12 protein-coding genes are annotated in these 15,887 nt (G+C 53.7%); all 12 read right to left on the reverse strand.

What is annotated here, in order from left to right; genetic code table 11:
* Positions 1-14: 14 nt before the first annotated feature.
* The 12 genes from tilS to bamA all read right to left on the reverse strand — a co-directional run bounded on the left by tilS (position 15) and on the right by bamA (position 15,864).
* Positions 15-1,316, reverse strand: a complete 1,302-nt coding sequence (gene tilS, locus PW844_RS24165; protein ID WP_299457279.1) for a tRNA lysidine(34) synthetase TilS — start codon at positions 1,314-1,316, stop codon at positions 15-17.
* Positions 1,317-1,368: 52 nt separating this feature from the next.
* Complete coding sequence (locus PW844_RS24170; RefSeq protein WP_299457281.1) at positions 1,369-1,758, reverse strand: VOC family protein; 390 nt, start codon at positions 1,756-1,758, stop codon at positions 1,369-1,371.
* A gap of 75 nt (positions 1,759-1,833) precedes the next feature.
* Positions 1,834-3,984: a lysine decarboxylase LdcC gene (locus PW844_RS24175; RefSeq protein ID WP_299457283.1), complete on the reverse strand. Its 2,151-nt coding sequence runs from the start codon at positions 3,982-3,984 to the stop codon at positions 1,834-1,836.
* A gap of 134 nt (positions 3,985-4,118) precedes the next feature.
* Positions 4,119-5,078, reverse strand: coding sequence for an acetyl-CoA carboxylase carboxyl transferase subunit alpha (accA, locus tag PW844_RS24180; RefSeq protein WP_299457286.1), 960 nt, complete (start codon positions 5,076-5,078; stop codon positions 4,119-4,121).
* A gap of 12 nt (positions 5,079-5,090) precedes the next feature.
* Positions 5,091-8,573 (reverse strand): DNA polymerase III subunit alpha, encoded by a 3,483-nt coding sequence (gene dnaE, locus PW844_RS24185; RefSeq protein ID WP_299457289.1) that lies wholly within the window; start codon positions 8,571-8,573, stop codon positions 5,091-5,093.
* Positions 8,574-8,604: 31 nt separating this feature from the next.
* On the reverse strand, positions 8,605-9,231 hold the full coding sequence (gene rnhB, locus PW844_RS24190) for a ribonuclease HII (protein ID WP_299457291.1): 627 nt from the start codon (positions 9,229-9,231) through the stop codon (positions 8,605-8,607).
* Positions 9,224-10,372: a lipid-A-disaccharide synthase gene (gene lpxB, locus PW844_RS24195; RefSeq protein WP_299457293.1), complete on the reverse strand. Its 1,149-nt coding sequence runs from the start codon at positions 10,370-10,372 to the stop codon at positions 9,224-9,226. Before lpxB ends, rnhB begins: the two co-directional genes overlap by 8 nt.
* 3 nt (positions 10,373-10,375) lie before the next feature.
* Positions 10,376-11,164 carry an acyl-ACP--UDP-N-acetylglucosamine O-acyltransferase gene (gene lpxA / locus PW844_RS24200; RefSeq protein WP_299457295.1) on the reverse strand — a complete coding sequence of 263 codons (789 nt, stop codon included), beginning with the start codon at positions 11,162-11,164 and terminating at the stop codon, positions 10,376-10,378.
* Positions 11,165-11,167: 3 nt separating this feature from the next.
* Positions 11,168-11,623 (reverse strand): 3-hydroxyacyl-ACP dehydratase FabZ, encoded by a 456-nt coding sequence (fabZ, locus tag PW844_RS24205; RefSeq protein ID WP_013507953.1) that lies wholly within the window; start codon positions 11,621-11,623, stop codon positions 11,168-11,170.
* A gap of 193 nt (positions 11,624-11,816) precedes the next feature.
* On the reverse strand, positions 11,817-12,842 hold the full coding sequence (lpxD, locus tag PW844_RS24210) for a UDP-3-O-(3-hydroxymyristoyl)glucosamine N-acyltransferase (protein WP_299457314.1): 1,026 nt from the start codon (positions 12,840-12,842) through the stop codon (positions 11,817-11,819).
* A gap of 3 nt (positions 12,843-12,845) precedes the next feature.
* The gene (locus PW844_RS24215; RefSeq protein WP_299457315.1) at positions 12,846-13,346 is read right to left on the reverse strand and encodes an OmpH family outer membrane protein; all 501 of its coding nucleotides are present in this window, start codon (positions 13,344-13,346) and stop codon (positions 12,846-12,848) included.
* A gap of 106 nt (positions 13,347-13,452) precedes the next feature.
* The gene (gene bamA / locus PW844_RS24220) at positions 13,453-15,864 is read right to left on the reverse strand and encodes an outer membrane protein assembly factor BamA (RefSeq protein ID WP_299457316.1); all 2,412 of its coding nucleotides are present in this window, start codon (positions 15,862-15,864) and stop codon (positions 13,453-13,455) included.
* Positions 15,865-15,887 lie beyond the last annotated feature (23 nt).

Below are 15,887 nucleotides of genomic sequence, written 5' to 3' on the forward strand. Positions count from 1 at the left end.
CATTGCTCTCCGTTTTATTGTTGTTTTAACCAAATCGCCTGCCAGCCTTGCTCATTACTGGCCGCGCCTTCACGGATGATAAATAAACCCGGGGCGCAGATTAACGTCTGGTTGTAGTAAATCAGTGGAATGCGTTCGCGCTGCCACGGTGGAATACCGGCTTCCTGCCATAGCTTTTTCATCTCGCGCCCGCCCGTCCGACCCTGCAGGTGAAAATAGCCCTGCGCCTGAAAACGCACGCTTACTTGTTCATCTGCGGCGGGAAAACGTAACTGTGGGACTTCAGGGCGCGCCTGCAATTCACCCAGTTGATCAGGTAATTGCAGCGGCTGTGAACGGTCATCCCAGGTAAGTAAGTGCTGACTGAGGGAGATCTGCGGTGGCAGCCAGTAAAGGTGCTGGCGATAACGGCGTAGCTCGAAAGAGCCAAAGTTCAGGCAGGGTTTTGCATCTTCCCGGCTTTGCATGACTTCACGGGTGATACGTAACAAGGCATCACGCGAAGGCATCGCCCCTCCCTGCCGGGCAATCCAGCGACGCAGCAACGCATGGCGACGTGCTTCGCTCATGCTCAACAGAGACGTGAAGGTCAGCCGGCCCTGCTCATCCGTAAGCTGTGTGAGCTGCTCCGCCAGCAGCTCATTCAGCAGTTGCTCCTGCTCACCGCACAGTGCGGCACTGCGTGCAGCGGCAGCGCTAAAATGCGGCCAGCGCGCCTGCAACTCAGGGATCACCCGCTGACGCAGAAAGTTGCGATCGTAGCGACAATCAGCGTTGCTCTCGTCTTCAATCCAGCGCAGTTGATGTTCTGCCGCCCAGGCTTCCAGCTGCTGACGGCTGATCCCTAACAGCGGACGCAGATGCTGCTTTTCTCCGAGGGAACGTTGCGCAGGCATCCCTGCCAGCCCCGCCGGACCGCTGCCACGCTTTAGCGCCAGCAACAGGGTTTCACATTGATCATCAAGGTGCTGGGCGGTAAGTAAGCACTCACCGGGCTGCAACTGCTGAAACAACGCCTGGTAACGTACCTCACGGGCTGCGGCTTCTATCCCCTGCTCGCGACCATCGACCTGAACAGGCAACACCGCTAAGGGGATACCCCATTGCTGGCAAATTTGCTGGCAATGCGCCGCCCAGCCATCCGCATTGGGGCTTAAACCATGATGAACATGTAAGGCGCGCAAGTGAAGCTGCGGGTGCTGCTGTTGCCAGCAAACCAATTGGTGCAGCAGAACGGTGGAATCCAGCCCACCGCTGAACGCCAGCACATAGCGGGCGTCGGGTGTCAGCAGTGCAGCAAGATGGGACAAAGACATGGCGCGTTCCGTGAAAGCGAGCCACCTGATTGCGGCTCGCGACGGTGGTATTTTACGCCTGATACAGCTCCAGCGGCAAACCATCCGGGTCTGAGAAGAAAGTACAGGCTTTACCGGTCAGGGCATCGATACGAACCGGTTCACAAACCACGCCTTTCTCTGCCAGCGCCGCGACCGATTGTTCAACATCCTCAACGCAGAACGCCAGATGGCGTAAACCACAGGCTTCCGGCTGGCTGACGCGTGCCGGTGGCGACGGAAAGGAGAACAGCTCAATGGTGTACACCCCATTCAGGCCGAGATCGCCCTTCCAGGAATCACGCTCCGCCCGGTAAAACTCCCTCAGCAATTCAAAGCCCAGCACATCACAATAGAACGCCTTACTGCGCGCATAATCCGTCGCGATAATGGCAATGTGGTGGATCTGTTTAATTTGCAGCATAGCGGCTCCGGTTTTCTGATTTGCCGCCTACCTTACGCGGCAGGCGGCCAGCTGAAAAGAGGCTTTTGTCCGAAGTTAATGATCGTTCTCGCCTTTTAATACCCGAACCAGATAGCGTCCATCCTCCGTCAGGGTGGCACCGTGGATATCGGTTTCAAAGCCAGGGTAGTGCCGCCCGATGGTACAGAGCATCAGCAGGAAATCTAGCACCGCGCGGCTTTGCTCGGTGATCATTTCCCCCGGCATCACCAGCGGCACGCCCGGTGGGTAGGGTAAAATCATATTGGCTGAAATTCGGCCCACCAGCTCACGTATGTCTACCGTTTCCACCTGTCCTTTCACCTGCTGCTGAAAGGCCTGATGGGGCGTCATCTTCATCTCCGGCAAGACATCAAATGCTTTCAGCATCAGGCGAGGGAGATCATGTTGCAGGATCAACTGATGGATGCCCTGCGCCAGAGTCTGAATTCGCATGTTGCGGTAGAAATCGGGATCTTCGGCATACAGGTCCGGCAACATGTTTTTTACCCGAAGGTTGAGATCGTAGGCACGTTTAAACTCCGTCAGGCCGCGCAGTACGCTCATTGCTTTGGTTTTATCAATACCGATACTGAACAGGAACAACAGGTTATATGGCCCGGTTTTTTCCACCACCACACCCCGCTGGTCGAGGAATTTTGCCACCAGCGCCGCCGGAATCCCCTCCTCCGTCATTACGCCCAACTCACTCATACCCGGCGTCAGGATGGTTACCTTGATCGGATCGAGATACATATGATCGCGATCGGCCTGAGTAAAGCCGTGCCACTCTTCTTCACCGGGCTGGATCGGCCAGCATTCCGCTTCATCAACCTGCTCCGGCTGCCAGATATCAAAGAACCAGCCGTCAGACTCCTCGCGCAAGCGCTGGATCTCGCGACGGAAATGCAACGCCCGCTCTACCGAACGATTGACCAGCCGTTTACCCGGATTACCCCGCAGCATCGCCGCTGCCGTTTCGATTGAGGAAACTATCGCGTAATTCGGCGAGGTGGTGGTATGCATCATGTAGGCTTCGTTGAAAGTCTGCTCATCGTAATCACCTTTAATGTGAATGAGTGAAGCCTGCGAAAAAGCTGCCAGTAGTTTATGCGTTGACTGCGTTTCGTAGATCACCTTGCCTGGCACACGATCGCCGCTCATACCGCTTTTACCGGCGTAGATCGGGTGAAAATTGGTGTAGGGCACCCAGGCCGAATCGAAGTGGATCGAGGGCACATCCAGCGTTTGTTTGATGTATTGCGTGTTGTACAACAGGCCATCGTAGGTTGAGTTGGTGATCACCGCATGTACCGGCCAACTGGCGCGAGCCGTTGCATCAACTTTGTGCTGGATGCTGTCGCGCGTAAACTCGCGCTGCGGAATACCCCCCAGAATTCCCAGTGCATTGCGCGTAGGCTTCAGCCACAGCGGAATAATATCGCTCATCATCAGCAGATGCGTCAGTGACTTATGACAATTGCGGTCGATCAACACCGTGCTGCCCGCCGGGGCCGCATACATACCGACGATCTTATTTGAAGTCGAGGTGCCATTGGTCACCATGTAGCTTTGCTCGGCACCAAAGGTACGCGCTACGTACTCTTCTGCTTCCAGATGCGGGCCGGTGTGATCGAGCAGTGAACCCAGCTCTGTGACCGAAATGGAGATATCCGCTTTTAGCGTGTTAGCCCCAAAGAAATCATAGAACAGGCTGCCGACCGGGCTTTTCTGAAACGCCGTGCCCCCCATATGGCCCGGCGTACAGAAGGTATATTTTCCTTCTTTGACATAGGTGAACAGCGCTTTAGTCAGCGGAGGTGTGATTTTATCAATGTATTCATCGGTGTACTGCCGGATGTGCAGTGCGATATCGTCGGCGGCACTTAATGCATACTCAAAGAAATGCAGCGCCATGCGCATCTCGTTGATGCTGACATCCATTTGCGAATGGGTGTTGATAAAGGCATACAACGGCAGATATTCATTGAGCTGATTGATCTCGCTGCATAATTCCAGGCTGTAGTCGTCCCAGTCAAAAATTACGCCGCAAATGCGTGGATTTTGCTCAATCAGCTTGAGCAGATCGCTGGCATTGGTGGGATAGACGGTCTGAAACCCCTGTAGCTTCAGCGCAGCATCCAGCTCACGAATCGGTTCATCTTTGTAGAAAACGCCGTGCGCTCCCATGATCGCAAGAATATTCAATGCTCACCTCCTGTGGTGTTGTGGCACTGAATAATGATAGCGAAAAGTGGGGGAAGCTGGCCGTCAGAATGCTCTGCTGTTGTTCAGACGTAAAAAAAGCGGACCGGAGTCCGCTTGTTTTGATCAAATCAGCATCAGGCGTAGCCGTAGCTCATCAGACGCTGATAACGACGGTTCAGCAACTCTTCCGTGCTCAGCACATCGAGATCGGCCAGATCGGCCAGCAGCTGATTTTTCAGCGACGCAGCGATATCGAGCGGGTGACGATGCGCACCACCCAGCGGTTCCGGGATGATGGTATCGATCAGCTTCAACTCTTTCAGACGATCGGCAGTGATACCCATCGCTTCTGCGGCCAGTGGTGCTTTGTCGGCACTCTTCCACAGGATAGAGGCACAGCCTTCCGGTGAGATCACCGAATAGGTGCTGTACTGCAGCATGTTGACTTTATCGCCCACACCAATCGCCAACGCACCACCAGAGCCACCTTCGCCGATCACGGTGCAGATCACCGGGATTTTCAGGCCAGACATCTCACGCAGGTTCCGCGCAATCGCTTCAGACTGACCACGTTCTTCCGCACCCACACCCGGATAAGCACCCGGCGTGTCGATGAAGGTGATCAACGGCATCTTAAAGCGTTCCGCCATCTCCATCAGACGCAGCGCTTTACGGTAGCCCTCTGGTGCTGGCATCCCGAAGTTGCGGCGAATCTTCTCTTTGGTTTCACGGCCTTTCTGATGACCAATGATCATCACCGGGCGACCATCGAGACGCGCGATACCGCCAACAATGGCTTTATCGTCAGCATAGGCGCGATCGCCTGCCAGCTCGTCAAAATCATCAAAGGCATTGCGGACATAGTCCAGCGTATAAGGACGCAGCGGATGACGCGCCAGTTGCGCGACCTGCCATGCACCCAAATCGGAGAAGATTTTACGGGTCAGCTCGACGCTTTTTTCACGCAGACGCTGCACTTCTTCATCCAGATTAATATCGTGTTTCTCATCCTGACGGCCAATCGATTTCAGCGAATCGATTTTCGCTTCCAGTTCAGCGATTGGCTGTTCAAAATCCAGGTAATTAAGACTCATAATGTTCCTGTTTTAGTCAAACTCCAGTTCCACCTGCTCCGACCCAACTAACAACCGCAAATCGTTGAGTAAACGATCGCTGGGCGAAATACGCCACGCTGCACCAAAGCGCAGCTTCGCCCGCGCATCTGCTCTCTGATAATAGAGATGCACCGGAATAGTCCCGGAACGATGAGGCTCCAGAGACTGGCGGAGACGGTTTAAAAGCTGGTCATCAATTTGCCTGTCCGTCAGCGAGATAGCAAGACCACGCGCGTATTTTTCCCGCGCTTCGTCAATGTCCATCACTTCTCGGGCGGTCATTTTAAGGCCGCCACTAAAGTCATCAAAGCTGACCTGTCCGCTGACGATCAGGATTCGGTCCTTCTCCAGCAATTGCTGGTATTTATCCAATGCATCGGTAAATAACATCACTTCCAGACGACCAGAGCGGTCATCCAGAGTACAGATACCAATTCGGTTGCCGCGCTTGGTGACCATCGTCCGGGCTGAAATTACCAGCCCCGCCGCGACGGTCACTTTACCACGATCGGTCGGATGCATGTCCTTGAGGCGCATGCCGCCGACGTAACGTTCAATTTCTTTCAGATACTGATTAATCGGATGGCCGGTGAGATACAGACCCAGCGTTTCACGTTCGCCATCCAGCTGAATCTGTTCCGGCCATGGCGCCACGCTGGCATAGGATTTCTCCACCTGCTCCGGTTCTTCCGCCAGTACGCCAAACATATCCGCCTGGCCAATGGCCTCGGCTTTCGCGTGCTGATCGGCCGCTTTCAGCGCATCGCTAAGCGAGCTCATCAGTGCTGCACGATGCGGACCTAAGCGATCAAACGCCCCGGACATGATCAGTTTTTCCATCACCCGCCGGTTGATCTTTTTGGTATCGGTACGCGCACAGAGATCGAAAAGCTCTTTGAAGTAACCATCGCGATTACGCGCTTCGAGGATCGCTTCGATCGGGCCTTCACCCACCCCTTTGATGGCACCGATGCCGTAAACAATTTCACCATCATCGTTAACATGGAACGGATAAAGCCCGGCGTTGATATCCGGCGGCAGAACCTTGAGGCCCATACGCCAGCACTCGTCCACCAGCCCCACCACCTTCTCGGTGTTATCCATATCAGCGGTCATTACCGCCGCCATAAATTCTGCCGGGTAGTGTGCTTTCAGCCACAGCGTTTGATAAGAAACCAGTGCGTAGGCTGCGGAGTGCGATTTGTTGAAGCCATAACCGGCGAATTTTTCCACCAGGTCAAAGATCTTCATCGCCAGCTCGCCGTTGACGCCCATCTTCTCTGCGCCTTCCTGGAACACCGAGCGCTGCTTCGCCATCTCTTCCGGTTTCTTTTTACCCATCGCACGACGCAACATATCCGCGCCGCCTAGGGTGTAACCGGATAGCACCTGGGCGATCTGCATGACCTGTTCCTGGTAAAGAATGATGCCATAGGTAGGTTCCAGCACCGGTTGCAGCGACTCGTGCTGCCACTCAATATCCGGATAAGAGATCGCTTCACGACCATGCTTACGGTCGATAAAGTTATCCACCATGCCTGATTGCAACGGACCAGGACGGAACAACGCCACCAGTGCGATCATGTCTTCGAAGCAGTCCGGCTTCAAACGTTTGATCAGATCTTTCATGCCGCGCGATTCAAGCTGGAACACCGCGGTGGTTTCCGCGCGTTGCAGCATGTCAAAACTCTTTTTGTCATCGAGCGGAATGGCAGCGATATCAATCGGTTCCAGCCCCTGCTTCTCGCGACGCGGGTTTATCATCTTCAGCGCCCAATCGATAATGGTGAGTGTACGCAGGCCGAGGAAGTCGAACTTCACCAGCCCCGCGTATTCCACATCATTCTTATCAAACTGCGTCACCGGATGATTGCCGTTTTCATCGCAATACAACGGGGAAAAATCGGTGATTTTGGTCGGCGCGATCACCACACCACCGGCGTGTTTACCGGCGTTACGCGTGACACCTTCCAGCTTACGCGCCATATCGATCAGCGCTTTAACCTCTTCATCTGCCTCGTAGATTTCCGGCAGTTGCGGTTCGGCAGCAAAGGCTTTTTCCAGCGTCATGCCCGGATCGGGTGGCACCAGTTTGGAGATGCGATCGACGAAACCATAGGGATGACCCAGCACGCGGCCTACGTCACGGATAACCGCTTTAGCCGCCATGGTACCGAAGGTAATGATCTGCGATACCGCATCACGACCGTACATTTCTGCTACGTGATCAATCACCTGATCGCGTTTTTCCATGCAGAAGTCGACGTCAAAGTCAGGCATCGACACACGTTCCGGGTTAAGGAAACGTTCGAACAGCAGGTCAAATTCCAGCGGATCAAGGTCGGTGATTTTTAGCGCATAGGCCACCAGCGAACCGGCACCGGAACCACGTCCTGGCCCCACAGGTACGCCGTTATCTTTCGACCACTTGATAAACTCCATAACGATCAGGAAGTAACCGGGGAAACCCATCTGGTTAATAACGTTGAGCTCAATCTCCAGACGTTCATCATATTCCGGCCGCCTCTCGGCGCGTACTGCCGGGTCGGGAAACAGAAACTCCAGACGTTCTTCCAGACCTTCCTGCGATTTCAGCACCAGGAAGTCTTCAGTGGTCATATCACCGGTGGGGAACTGCGGCAGGAAGTATTCACCGAGACGCACCGTGACGTTACAACGCTTAGCAATTTCTACGCTATTTTCCAGCGCTTCCGGGATGTCCGAGAACAACTCGCACATTTCCGCTTCGCTACGCATATATTGCTGAGGGCTGTAGTTACGTGGGCGCTTAGGATCGTCCAGCGTATAACCGTCGTGGATTGCCACACGAATTTCATGTGCATCAAAATCGTCTTCATTCAGGAAGCAAACTTCATTGGTCGCCACCACCGGCACACCTTGCGCTATCGCCAGTTCTACTGCGGAGTGCAGATAGCTTTCTTCATCCGGGCGGCCCGTACGTGTCAGTTCGAGATAATAGCGATCAGGAAAGTGTTGCTGATAAAACGCCAGGCACTGCGTTACCAGTGCGTTATTGCCGCGCAGCAAGCTACGCCCCACATCACCACGGCGACCACCGGAAAGCAGAATCAAGCCTTCCTGATACTCAGCCAGCCAGTCACGATCAATCACCGGGCCGGCAATGCCGTAGCCGCGCTGATAAGCGCGTGAAATCAACAACGTCAGGTTCTGATAACCGGTGTTATTGGCCGCCAGAACGGTAAGCTGAGTGAGTTCATCGCCCATCAGCTCACTGGCAACGTTAAAATCAGCGCCGATAATCGGTTTCACCCCGGCACCATGCGCTGTGCCATAGAACTTCACTAACCCGCACAGATTGGTGAAGTCGGTAATGGCGATGGCTGGCATACCTAATGAGGCAGCTTTTTTTACCAGCGGCCCGGTCTTCGCCAGACCATCAACCATTGAGTAGTCACTGTGGACACGCAGATGTATAAAACGGGGTTCAGCCATATCAGTTTCCGGTTAAAACAGCGTCAGGCTATTAAAGCGTAGTCGGCTGACGCGCGGCCAGCACGTCGGCATCAATCAAGGCGTTACGTACCGGCGCAAAACTGCGACGGTGATGGGGTGTGGCACCATGCTGAGTGAGTTTTTCCATGTGCAGCGCCGTAGGATAACCCTTGTGCTGCGCAAAACCATACTGAGGGAACAGCAAATCCAGCTCGGCCATTTCACGATCGCGCGTTACTTTGGCCAGGATCGACGCGGCACTGATCTCCGCCACCAGACTATCGCCTTTTACCACCGCCTGTGAAGGCATGGGCAATGCCGGACAACGATTACCGTCAATCAACACAAAATCCGGCACCAGCGCCAAACCGGCTACCGCACGCTGCATCGCCAGCATGGTCGCGTGCAGGATGTTCAGCTGATCGATCTCTTCTGGCTCGGCGCGTCCGAGACTCCACGCCAGCGCTTTCTCTTTGATCTCTTCATACAACGCCACACGGCGTTTTTCTGACAACTTCTTGGAATCGGCCAGACCGACGATCGGTTTTGCCGGATCCAGGATCACCGCAGCAGTCACCACCGCACCGACTAGCGGACCACGCCCCACTTCGTCAACACCCGCAATCAAACGCGCATCTGGATAAATAAACTCAGCCATGGGCAATCTCCAATACGGCATCCGCGGCCTGCTCATCGGCATTCCAGCGAATCTGTGCATGTAGCTCGTTAAAGGTGTTGAGCAACGCATCACGCTCCGGGCCAGCATGCAGCAGCGGTTCCAGTGCGGCGGCTAACGCCTCCGGCTGGCACTCATCCTGCAACAACTCTTTCACCAATTCACGCCCGGCGAGTAAATTCGGTAAAGAAACATACGGGGTTTTCACCAGTCGTTTCGCCAGCCAGAAGGTGAAGGGTTTCATACGATAACCCACCACCATCGGACATTTTGCCAGCATACATTCCAGGGCTGCCGTACCTGATGCCAGAATCGCTGCATCGCTGGCGATCATCGCCTCACGCCCTTTGCCATCCAGCAGATGCATCGGCAGCTCTGGTGCAACCTCGGCTTTGATCTGCTCGAATTGTTCGCGGCGTTTGGCGTTTACCAACGGCACCACTATTTCCAGCGTCGGGTAACGCTGGCGCAGCAGCTGCGCGGCACGCAGAAAATCAGCGCTCAGCATTTCGACTTCTGCACCACGGCTGCCCGGCAACAGGCCAAGACAAATCGCATCGTCGGCAATGCCTAAATCACGCCGTGCCGCCTGCTTATCGGGTTGCATTGGCATCGCATCGGCCATGGTATGCCCGATAAAACGGCATGGCACGTCGAAACGGTCGTAGAACGCTTTTTCAAACGGCAGAAATGCCAGCACCAGATTGGTGTTACGACCGATTTTAAATACGCGCTTTTGACGCCAGGCCCAGACAGACGGACTGACATAGTGGATGGTACGGATACCCGCACGCTTCAGGCGGCCTTCCAGCGTGATATTAAAATCTGGCGCATCAATGCCTACGAACACGTCCGGTTGCAGTTCAGTGAAACGCTGCGTCAGGTCGCGACGGATTTTCAGTAAGCGCGGCAGACGCTCCAGCACTTCAACAATGCCCATCACCGCCAGTTCTTCCATCTCATACCAGGCTTCGCAACCCTCACCCTGCATACGCGGGCCCGCAACGCCAACAAAACGCGCATCAGGGTGACGCGCCTTTAACGCGCGAATAAGTCCGGCACCAAGAATATCGCCGGAGGTTTCTCCGGCGACCAGGGCAATAGTCAGGGGACGCACTGACATGGATTAACGAATCAACCCACGGGTAGAACGGGCAAAGAAGTCATAGAAAGGCTGCACTTCGCTGTGAGCTTTTGCCAGTGCTTCAATTTCCGGCTTGGCTTCTTCCAGCGTTTTATCGCTGCGATACAACAATTTGTAGGCATTGCGAATCGCATGCAGTGCTTCTTTGCTGAAACCACGACGCTTCAGACCTTCGATATTGATACCAAAAGGTGTTGCATGGTTACCCTGCGCGATGACATAAGGAGGCACGTCCTGAGCCACGCCAGAACAACCACCGACCATCACATGTGCGCCAATGGTGCACCACTGGTGCACGGCGGTCATACCGCCAATGATCGCAAAATCATCAACGGTAACATGGCCGCCCAGCGTGGCGTTATTGGCGAAAATGCAGCGATTGCCAATCACACAGTCATGCGCGATATGGGCATTCACCATCAGCAGATTGTCACTGCCGACTTTAGTCAAACCGCCACCCTGCACTGTACCACGGTGAATGGTGACGCTTTCGCGGATGCGGTTGCGATCACCAATTTCCACACGGGTCGGTTCACCGGCATACTTCAGGTCCTGATTTACTTCACCAATGGAAGCAAACTGATAGATCTGGTTGTCTTTACCGATACGCGTATGGCCATTTACCACCACATGCGATTTAAGCACCGTACCTTCACCAATTTCCACGTTAGCACCAATAAAGCAAAACGGGCCGATGTGAACATTGGCACCGATAATGGCACCTTCTTCGATAACAGAACTGGGATGGATGTTGGCGGTTGAATCAATCACTAATTATGCCTCCCGGCTACGGGCACACATCATGGTCGCTTCGCAGACAATTTTACCGTCTACGGTAGCAACACCTTTGAAGCGAGTAAGACCACGACGGGTTTTCTCGAAAGTGACTTCCATGATCATCTGATCGCCCGGCACAACCGGACGCTTGAAACGGGCTTCATCGATACCTGCGAAGTAGTAAAGTTCGCCCGGCTCCAGTTTTCCAACGCTTTTAAACGCCAGAATGCCCGTCGCCTGCGCCATAGCTTCCAGAATCAGAACGCCAGGGAAAATCGGTTTACCAGGGAAGTGTCCCTGGAAAAACGGTTCGTTAACAGAAACGTTCTTCACCGCACGCAGATATTTATGCTCTTCAAACTCCAGCACGCGGTCAACCAGCAAAAATGGATAGCGGTGCGGCAGCAATTCTAAAATCTCTTCAATTTTCAGAGTATGCGTTTCAGTAGTCAAAATACTCTTCCTGTCCTAAAAAATTCTGATGGCAACAATAACACGGCCTGCATCGATCAAAATGATCATCTGCAGGCCGCAAATCAGTTCGGTGGCGTTTCGCTTCTCTGCGATACCTGCTGCACTTCCTCAAAGCTGCTGAGGTGGAAAGCAGATACGCTACTTATTATGAAGCGGGTTACGCGGGATGGCGTCAGTCGTCTTTGCCGACTTTACGCTCGATGGCTTTGAGACGTTTGCTCATGTCATCGATATTCATCACCAGCGCTGCCGTTTTACGCCAGGTTTTGTTGGGTTGCAGCGGAATACCCGAAGAGTATACCCCAGGCTCTGTGATCGGCCGCATGACCATGCCCATTCCGGTCACAGTCACTTTGTCACAGATTTCCATATGTCCGTTAATGACGCTGGCACCGCCAATCATACAGTAACGCCCAATCTTCAGACTACCCGCCATGATCACACCACCAGCAACCGCGGTGTTATCGCCGATCACAACGTTGTGCGCAATCTGACACTGGTTATCTATGATAACACCATTGCCGATCAGAGTGTTATCCAGCGCACCGCGATCGATGGTGGTGCAGGCACCAATTTCCACCCGATCACCGATGATCACCGTTCCCAGCTGCGGGATTTTCACCCAATTGCCGCGATCGTTGGCATATCCGAATCCGTCCGCACCGATGACGGTGCCTGATTGAATCAGACAATCCTGACCAATCTGGATTTCGTGATAAATCGTCACGTTCGCCCACAAACGTGAACCGCGACCAATACGCGTCTGCTTACCGACAAAACATCCGGCACCGATAACGACGTCGTCGCCCAGCTCAACACCGGACTCGATCACCGCATTCGCGCCTACCGACACATTATTCCCCAGCTTCGCGGTCGGGTCGATCACGGCGCTGGGCGCGATATTTTGCGCGGGCTGAGGCGTGGTGTCCAGCAGTTGTGCCATGCGAGCGTAAGTCAGGTAAGGATTTTTCACCACCAGCGCGGCCGTATTACACCACTCCAGATCCGCTTCCGTCAGCACCACGGCCGAAGCCTGAACCTGGGCGAGTTGCTCGCGGTAACGGCTGTTTGCAAGAAAAGTGATTTGGCCAGTTGTGGCGGATTGCATAGAAGCAATGCCGGAGATGGCGATATCGCCATCTCCGTGCAATTCTGCATCCAACTGCTGGGCTAAATCAGCCAGTCGAATAGATGACATCGATTATTTAACCTGTTTTACAACGTCTGCAGTGATGTCTTTAGCATCGGAAGAAGTGTACAGCACGGCCTGAGAGTCCAGGACCAGATCGTACCCTTCGCTTTTCGCTACAGACTGAACTGCGGTCTGGATTTTAGCCAGCAGCTTGTTGCGCTCCTGCATCTGACGGGTCTGGTTGTCTTTTTCAAAAGCCTGAGCTTTTGCTTCGAAAGCCGCACGCTCAGAGGAGATCTGTTTCTCTTTCTTGGTACGATCGCTAGCTTTCATGGTTGAAGCATTGCGCTGCAGATCCTGGATTTCCTGCTGAATTTTCTGCTGCTGAGACTGGAGATCGGAGGCGCGGCCCTGGAACTCACTCTCAAGTTGCTTAGCAACAGCAGCACGCTGCGGAGACTGCTGGAAAACCTGGCTCAGGTTAACAACGGCGATTTTGTCTGCCGCCTGGGCACCAGCAGAAGCAGCTAATGCAACACCCAGAGCAGCGGCACAGAACAACTTTTTCACTATAAACTCCTTACCCTCAACATGTGTGTTTGCAGCGTGTAGCAGAACTACACGCTTGCAAGACGCTATTTATACCCGTTGGGTATACACTTCCCTGCTCAGAGCTTTACCAGGTTTTACCGATGTTAAACTGGAACTGCTCTGACTTGTCTCCCTCGACTTTCTTGACCGGCTGGGCATATGAGAACACCAACGGCCCCAACGGTGACATCCACTGTAGTGCGATACCGCTGGATACGCGAATATTGTTTGGATCGCTGTAGTCAGGAATCCCTGCCGCACGCGTTTCAGCGGTATTCTGCCATTTAGTATCCCAGACCGTACCGGCATCGACAAACAATGAGGTACGTACTGAGTTAGCGTACTTCTCACTCAGGAACGGTGTTGGTGTGATCAGCTCAAGGCTGGCCACTGCCATCGCGTTACCACCCACCGCATCATCCGACTTACAGACGCCATTCGGATCCGACAGCGTACAGGTAGACGAGCCATCGTTCAGATACGCAGCTTTTGGACCAATGGTGTTGGACTGGAAGCCTCGAACGGTGCTGGAACCACCGGCGTAGAAGTTCTCATAGAACGGCATCTCTTTACCACCGAGTCCGCCACCATAGCCCACACGGCCACGGCCCAACAGCACCCAGGTACGATCCTGGTTAATCGGCACGTATTGCTGAGTGTCCAGCGTCGCTTTGTAGAAGCTGTTGTCTGAACCCGGAATGGTGATCTTACCGTTCAGGTTGGTACGGTTACCTGACGTTGGGAAGAACCCACGGTCCAGGGTGTTATATGTCCAGCCATAGTTAAAGGTGAAATCGTTGGCTGAGTAATCACCATTTTTGTTCAGACCCTGCTCATGACCTACCGAGTCGAGATAACGCCACATCGCAATTTGCGGCTGCATATTGGACAGGTCGTTATGTACGTAACCTAAACCAACACGCAGGGAGTTGTTCTCGTTAATCGGGAAGCCCAGCGTACCATCAACACCATAACTTCTGTTGGTGTAGTCAGACAGGTCAGCATCGTCAGCTTTAAAGTCGTTATAGAAAATACGACCACCCAAGCTGACACCGTCCACCGTGAAATACGGATCGGTCAGTGAGAATTCAGCGTAGGTCTGATAATCGTTTTTGGTACCGCTGATACCGACGGTGTTACCGGTGCCGAGCCAGTTATCCTGGGTCACACCGACCTGGAAGCTCACACCACTCTCGGTGCCGTAGCCCACGCCGAAGTTAAAGGTACCGGTATTACGTTCTTTCACCTTGTAGACCACGTCTACCTGATCAGGTGAACCCGGCACGCGCTGGGTATCCACGTCCACAGTTTCAAAGTAACCGGTACGGTTCAGACGTTCTTTACCCTGATCAACCAGATCGCTACCCAGCCAGGCACCTTCCATCTGACGCATCTCACGACGCAGTACCGAATCTTTCGACGTATCGTTACCTTCGAAGCGGACTTTACGCACGTAGTAACGGTTACCTGCATCAACGTTGATATGCAGTTTTACCGTCTTATCGGCATCATTGATTTCCGGCTGTGTCACCACACGCGGGTAAGCATAGCCGTAACGGCCCAGCAGTTTCTTGATATCATCTTCCATCTGGGTGACTTTAGTGCCGTTATACAGCTCACCCGCAGGGATTTTCGTCAGATGTTCAATTTCCGCCGAGTGGCCTGCCATGCTGCCGTTAACAATCACACCGGCAATCTTGTACTGATCGCCTTCGGTGATGTTGACGGTGATGTAGATACCTTTTTTGTCCGGCGTCAGGCTCACCTGCGTTGAATCGATGTTAAAACGCGCATAACCACGATCCAGATAGAAGCTACGCAGGGTCTCGAGGTCCCCGGCCAGTTTCTGTTTCTGATATTTACGATCGCCCACCACGTTCCACCACGGTACTTCGTCACGCAGCTGGAAGCGGGAAATCAGTTCATCAGAGCTGAACGCTTTGTTGCCCACGATGTTGATCTGCTGAATCTGTGCAGAAACACCTTCCTGGAAGACAAACTTCAGATCGACACGGTTACGCGGCAGCGGCGTAGCAATCGCTTTGACGCTGGCAGTATATTTACCGACGCTGTAGTAAAAATCCTCCAGCCCCTTCTCAATGGAAGAGAGCGTGGTGCGGTCAAGCGCTTCACCGACTCGGATACCTGATGCCTCAAGATTTTGCTTCAGCTGATCTTCTTTCACCGCTTTGTTACCGGAGAAAGTGATGCTGGCAATGGTCGGGCGTTCTTTCACCTGGACAATCAGCGTAGTACCGTCGCGCAGAACCTGAACATCTTCAAAGTTGCCGGTGGCGAACAGTGAGCGAATGGTATTTCTGATGTCATCATCATTCACTGTATCGCCGACACGAACCGGCATGCTTAGCAGAGCCGCGCCGACGGCGACTCGCTGTAGCCCTTCGAAATGAATATCCTTCACCACGAAATCGTCTGCACCGTACACGGTGGCGCTGCTAAACAGCAGCGACGCTATGAGCAACTTTTTCATCGCCATCGTTGTTATGCGTTTTCCTAACA

Origin of the sequence: Pantoea sp. (assembly GCF_028283705.1) — a bacterium.
Taxonomy (GTDB): Bacteria; Pseudomonadota; Gammaproteobacteria; order Enterobacterales; family Enterobacteriaceae; genus Pantoea.

Coding starts and splice junctions, on each gene's coding strand:
- tilS (WP_299457279.1), bottom strand. CDS start 1,316: ATGTCTTTGTCCCATCTTGCTGCACTGCTGACACCCGACGCCCGCTAT.
- PW844_RS24170 (WP_299457281.1), bottom strand. CDS start 1,758: ATGCTGCAAATTAAACAGATCCACCACATTGCCATTATCGCGACGGAT.
- accA (WP_299457286.1), bottom strand. CDS start 5,078: ATGAGTCTTAATTACCTGGATTTTGAACAGCCAATCGCTGAACTGGAA.
- dnaE (WP_299457289.1), bottom strand. CDS start 8,573: ATGGCTGAACCCCGTTTTATACATCTGCGTGTCCACAGTGACTACTCA.
- rnhB (WP_299457291.1), bottom strand. CDS start 9,231: ATGGCTGAGTTTATTTATCCAGATGCGCGTTTGATTGCGGGTGTTGAC.
- lpxB (WP_299457293.1), bottom strand. CDS start 10,372: ATGTCAGTGCGTCCCCTGACTATTGCCCTGGTCGCCGGAGAAACCTCC.
- lpxD (WP_299457314.1), bottom strand. CDS start 12,842: ATGTCATCTATTCGACTGGCTGATTTAGCCCAGCAGTTGGATGCAGAA.
- bamA (WP_299457316.1), bottom strand. CDS start 15,864: ATGGCGATGAAAAAGTTGCTCATAGCGTCGCTGCTGTTTAGCAGCGCC.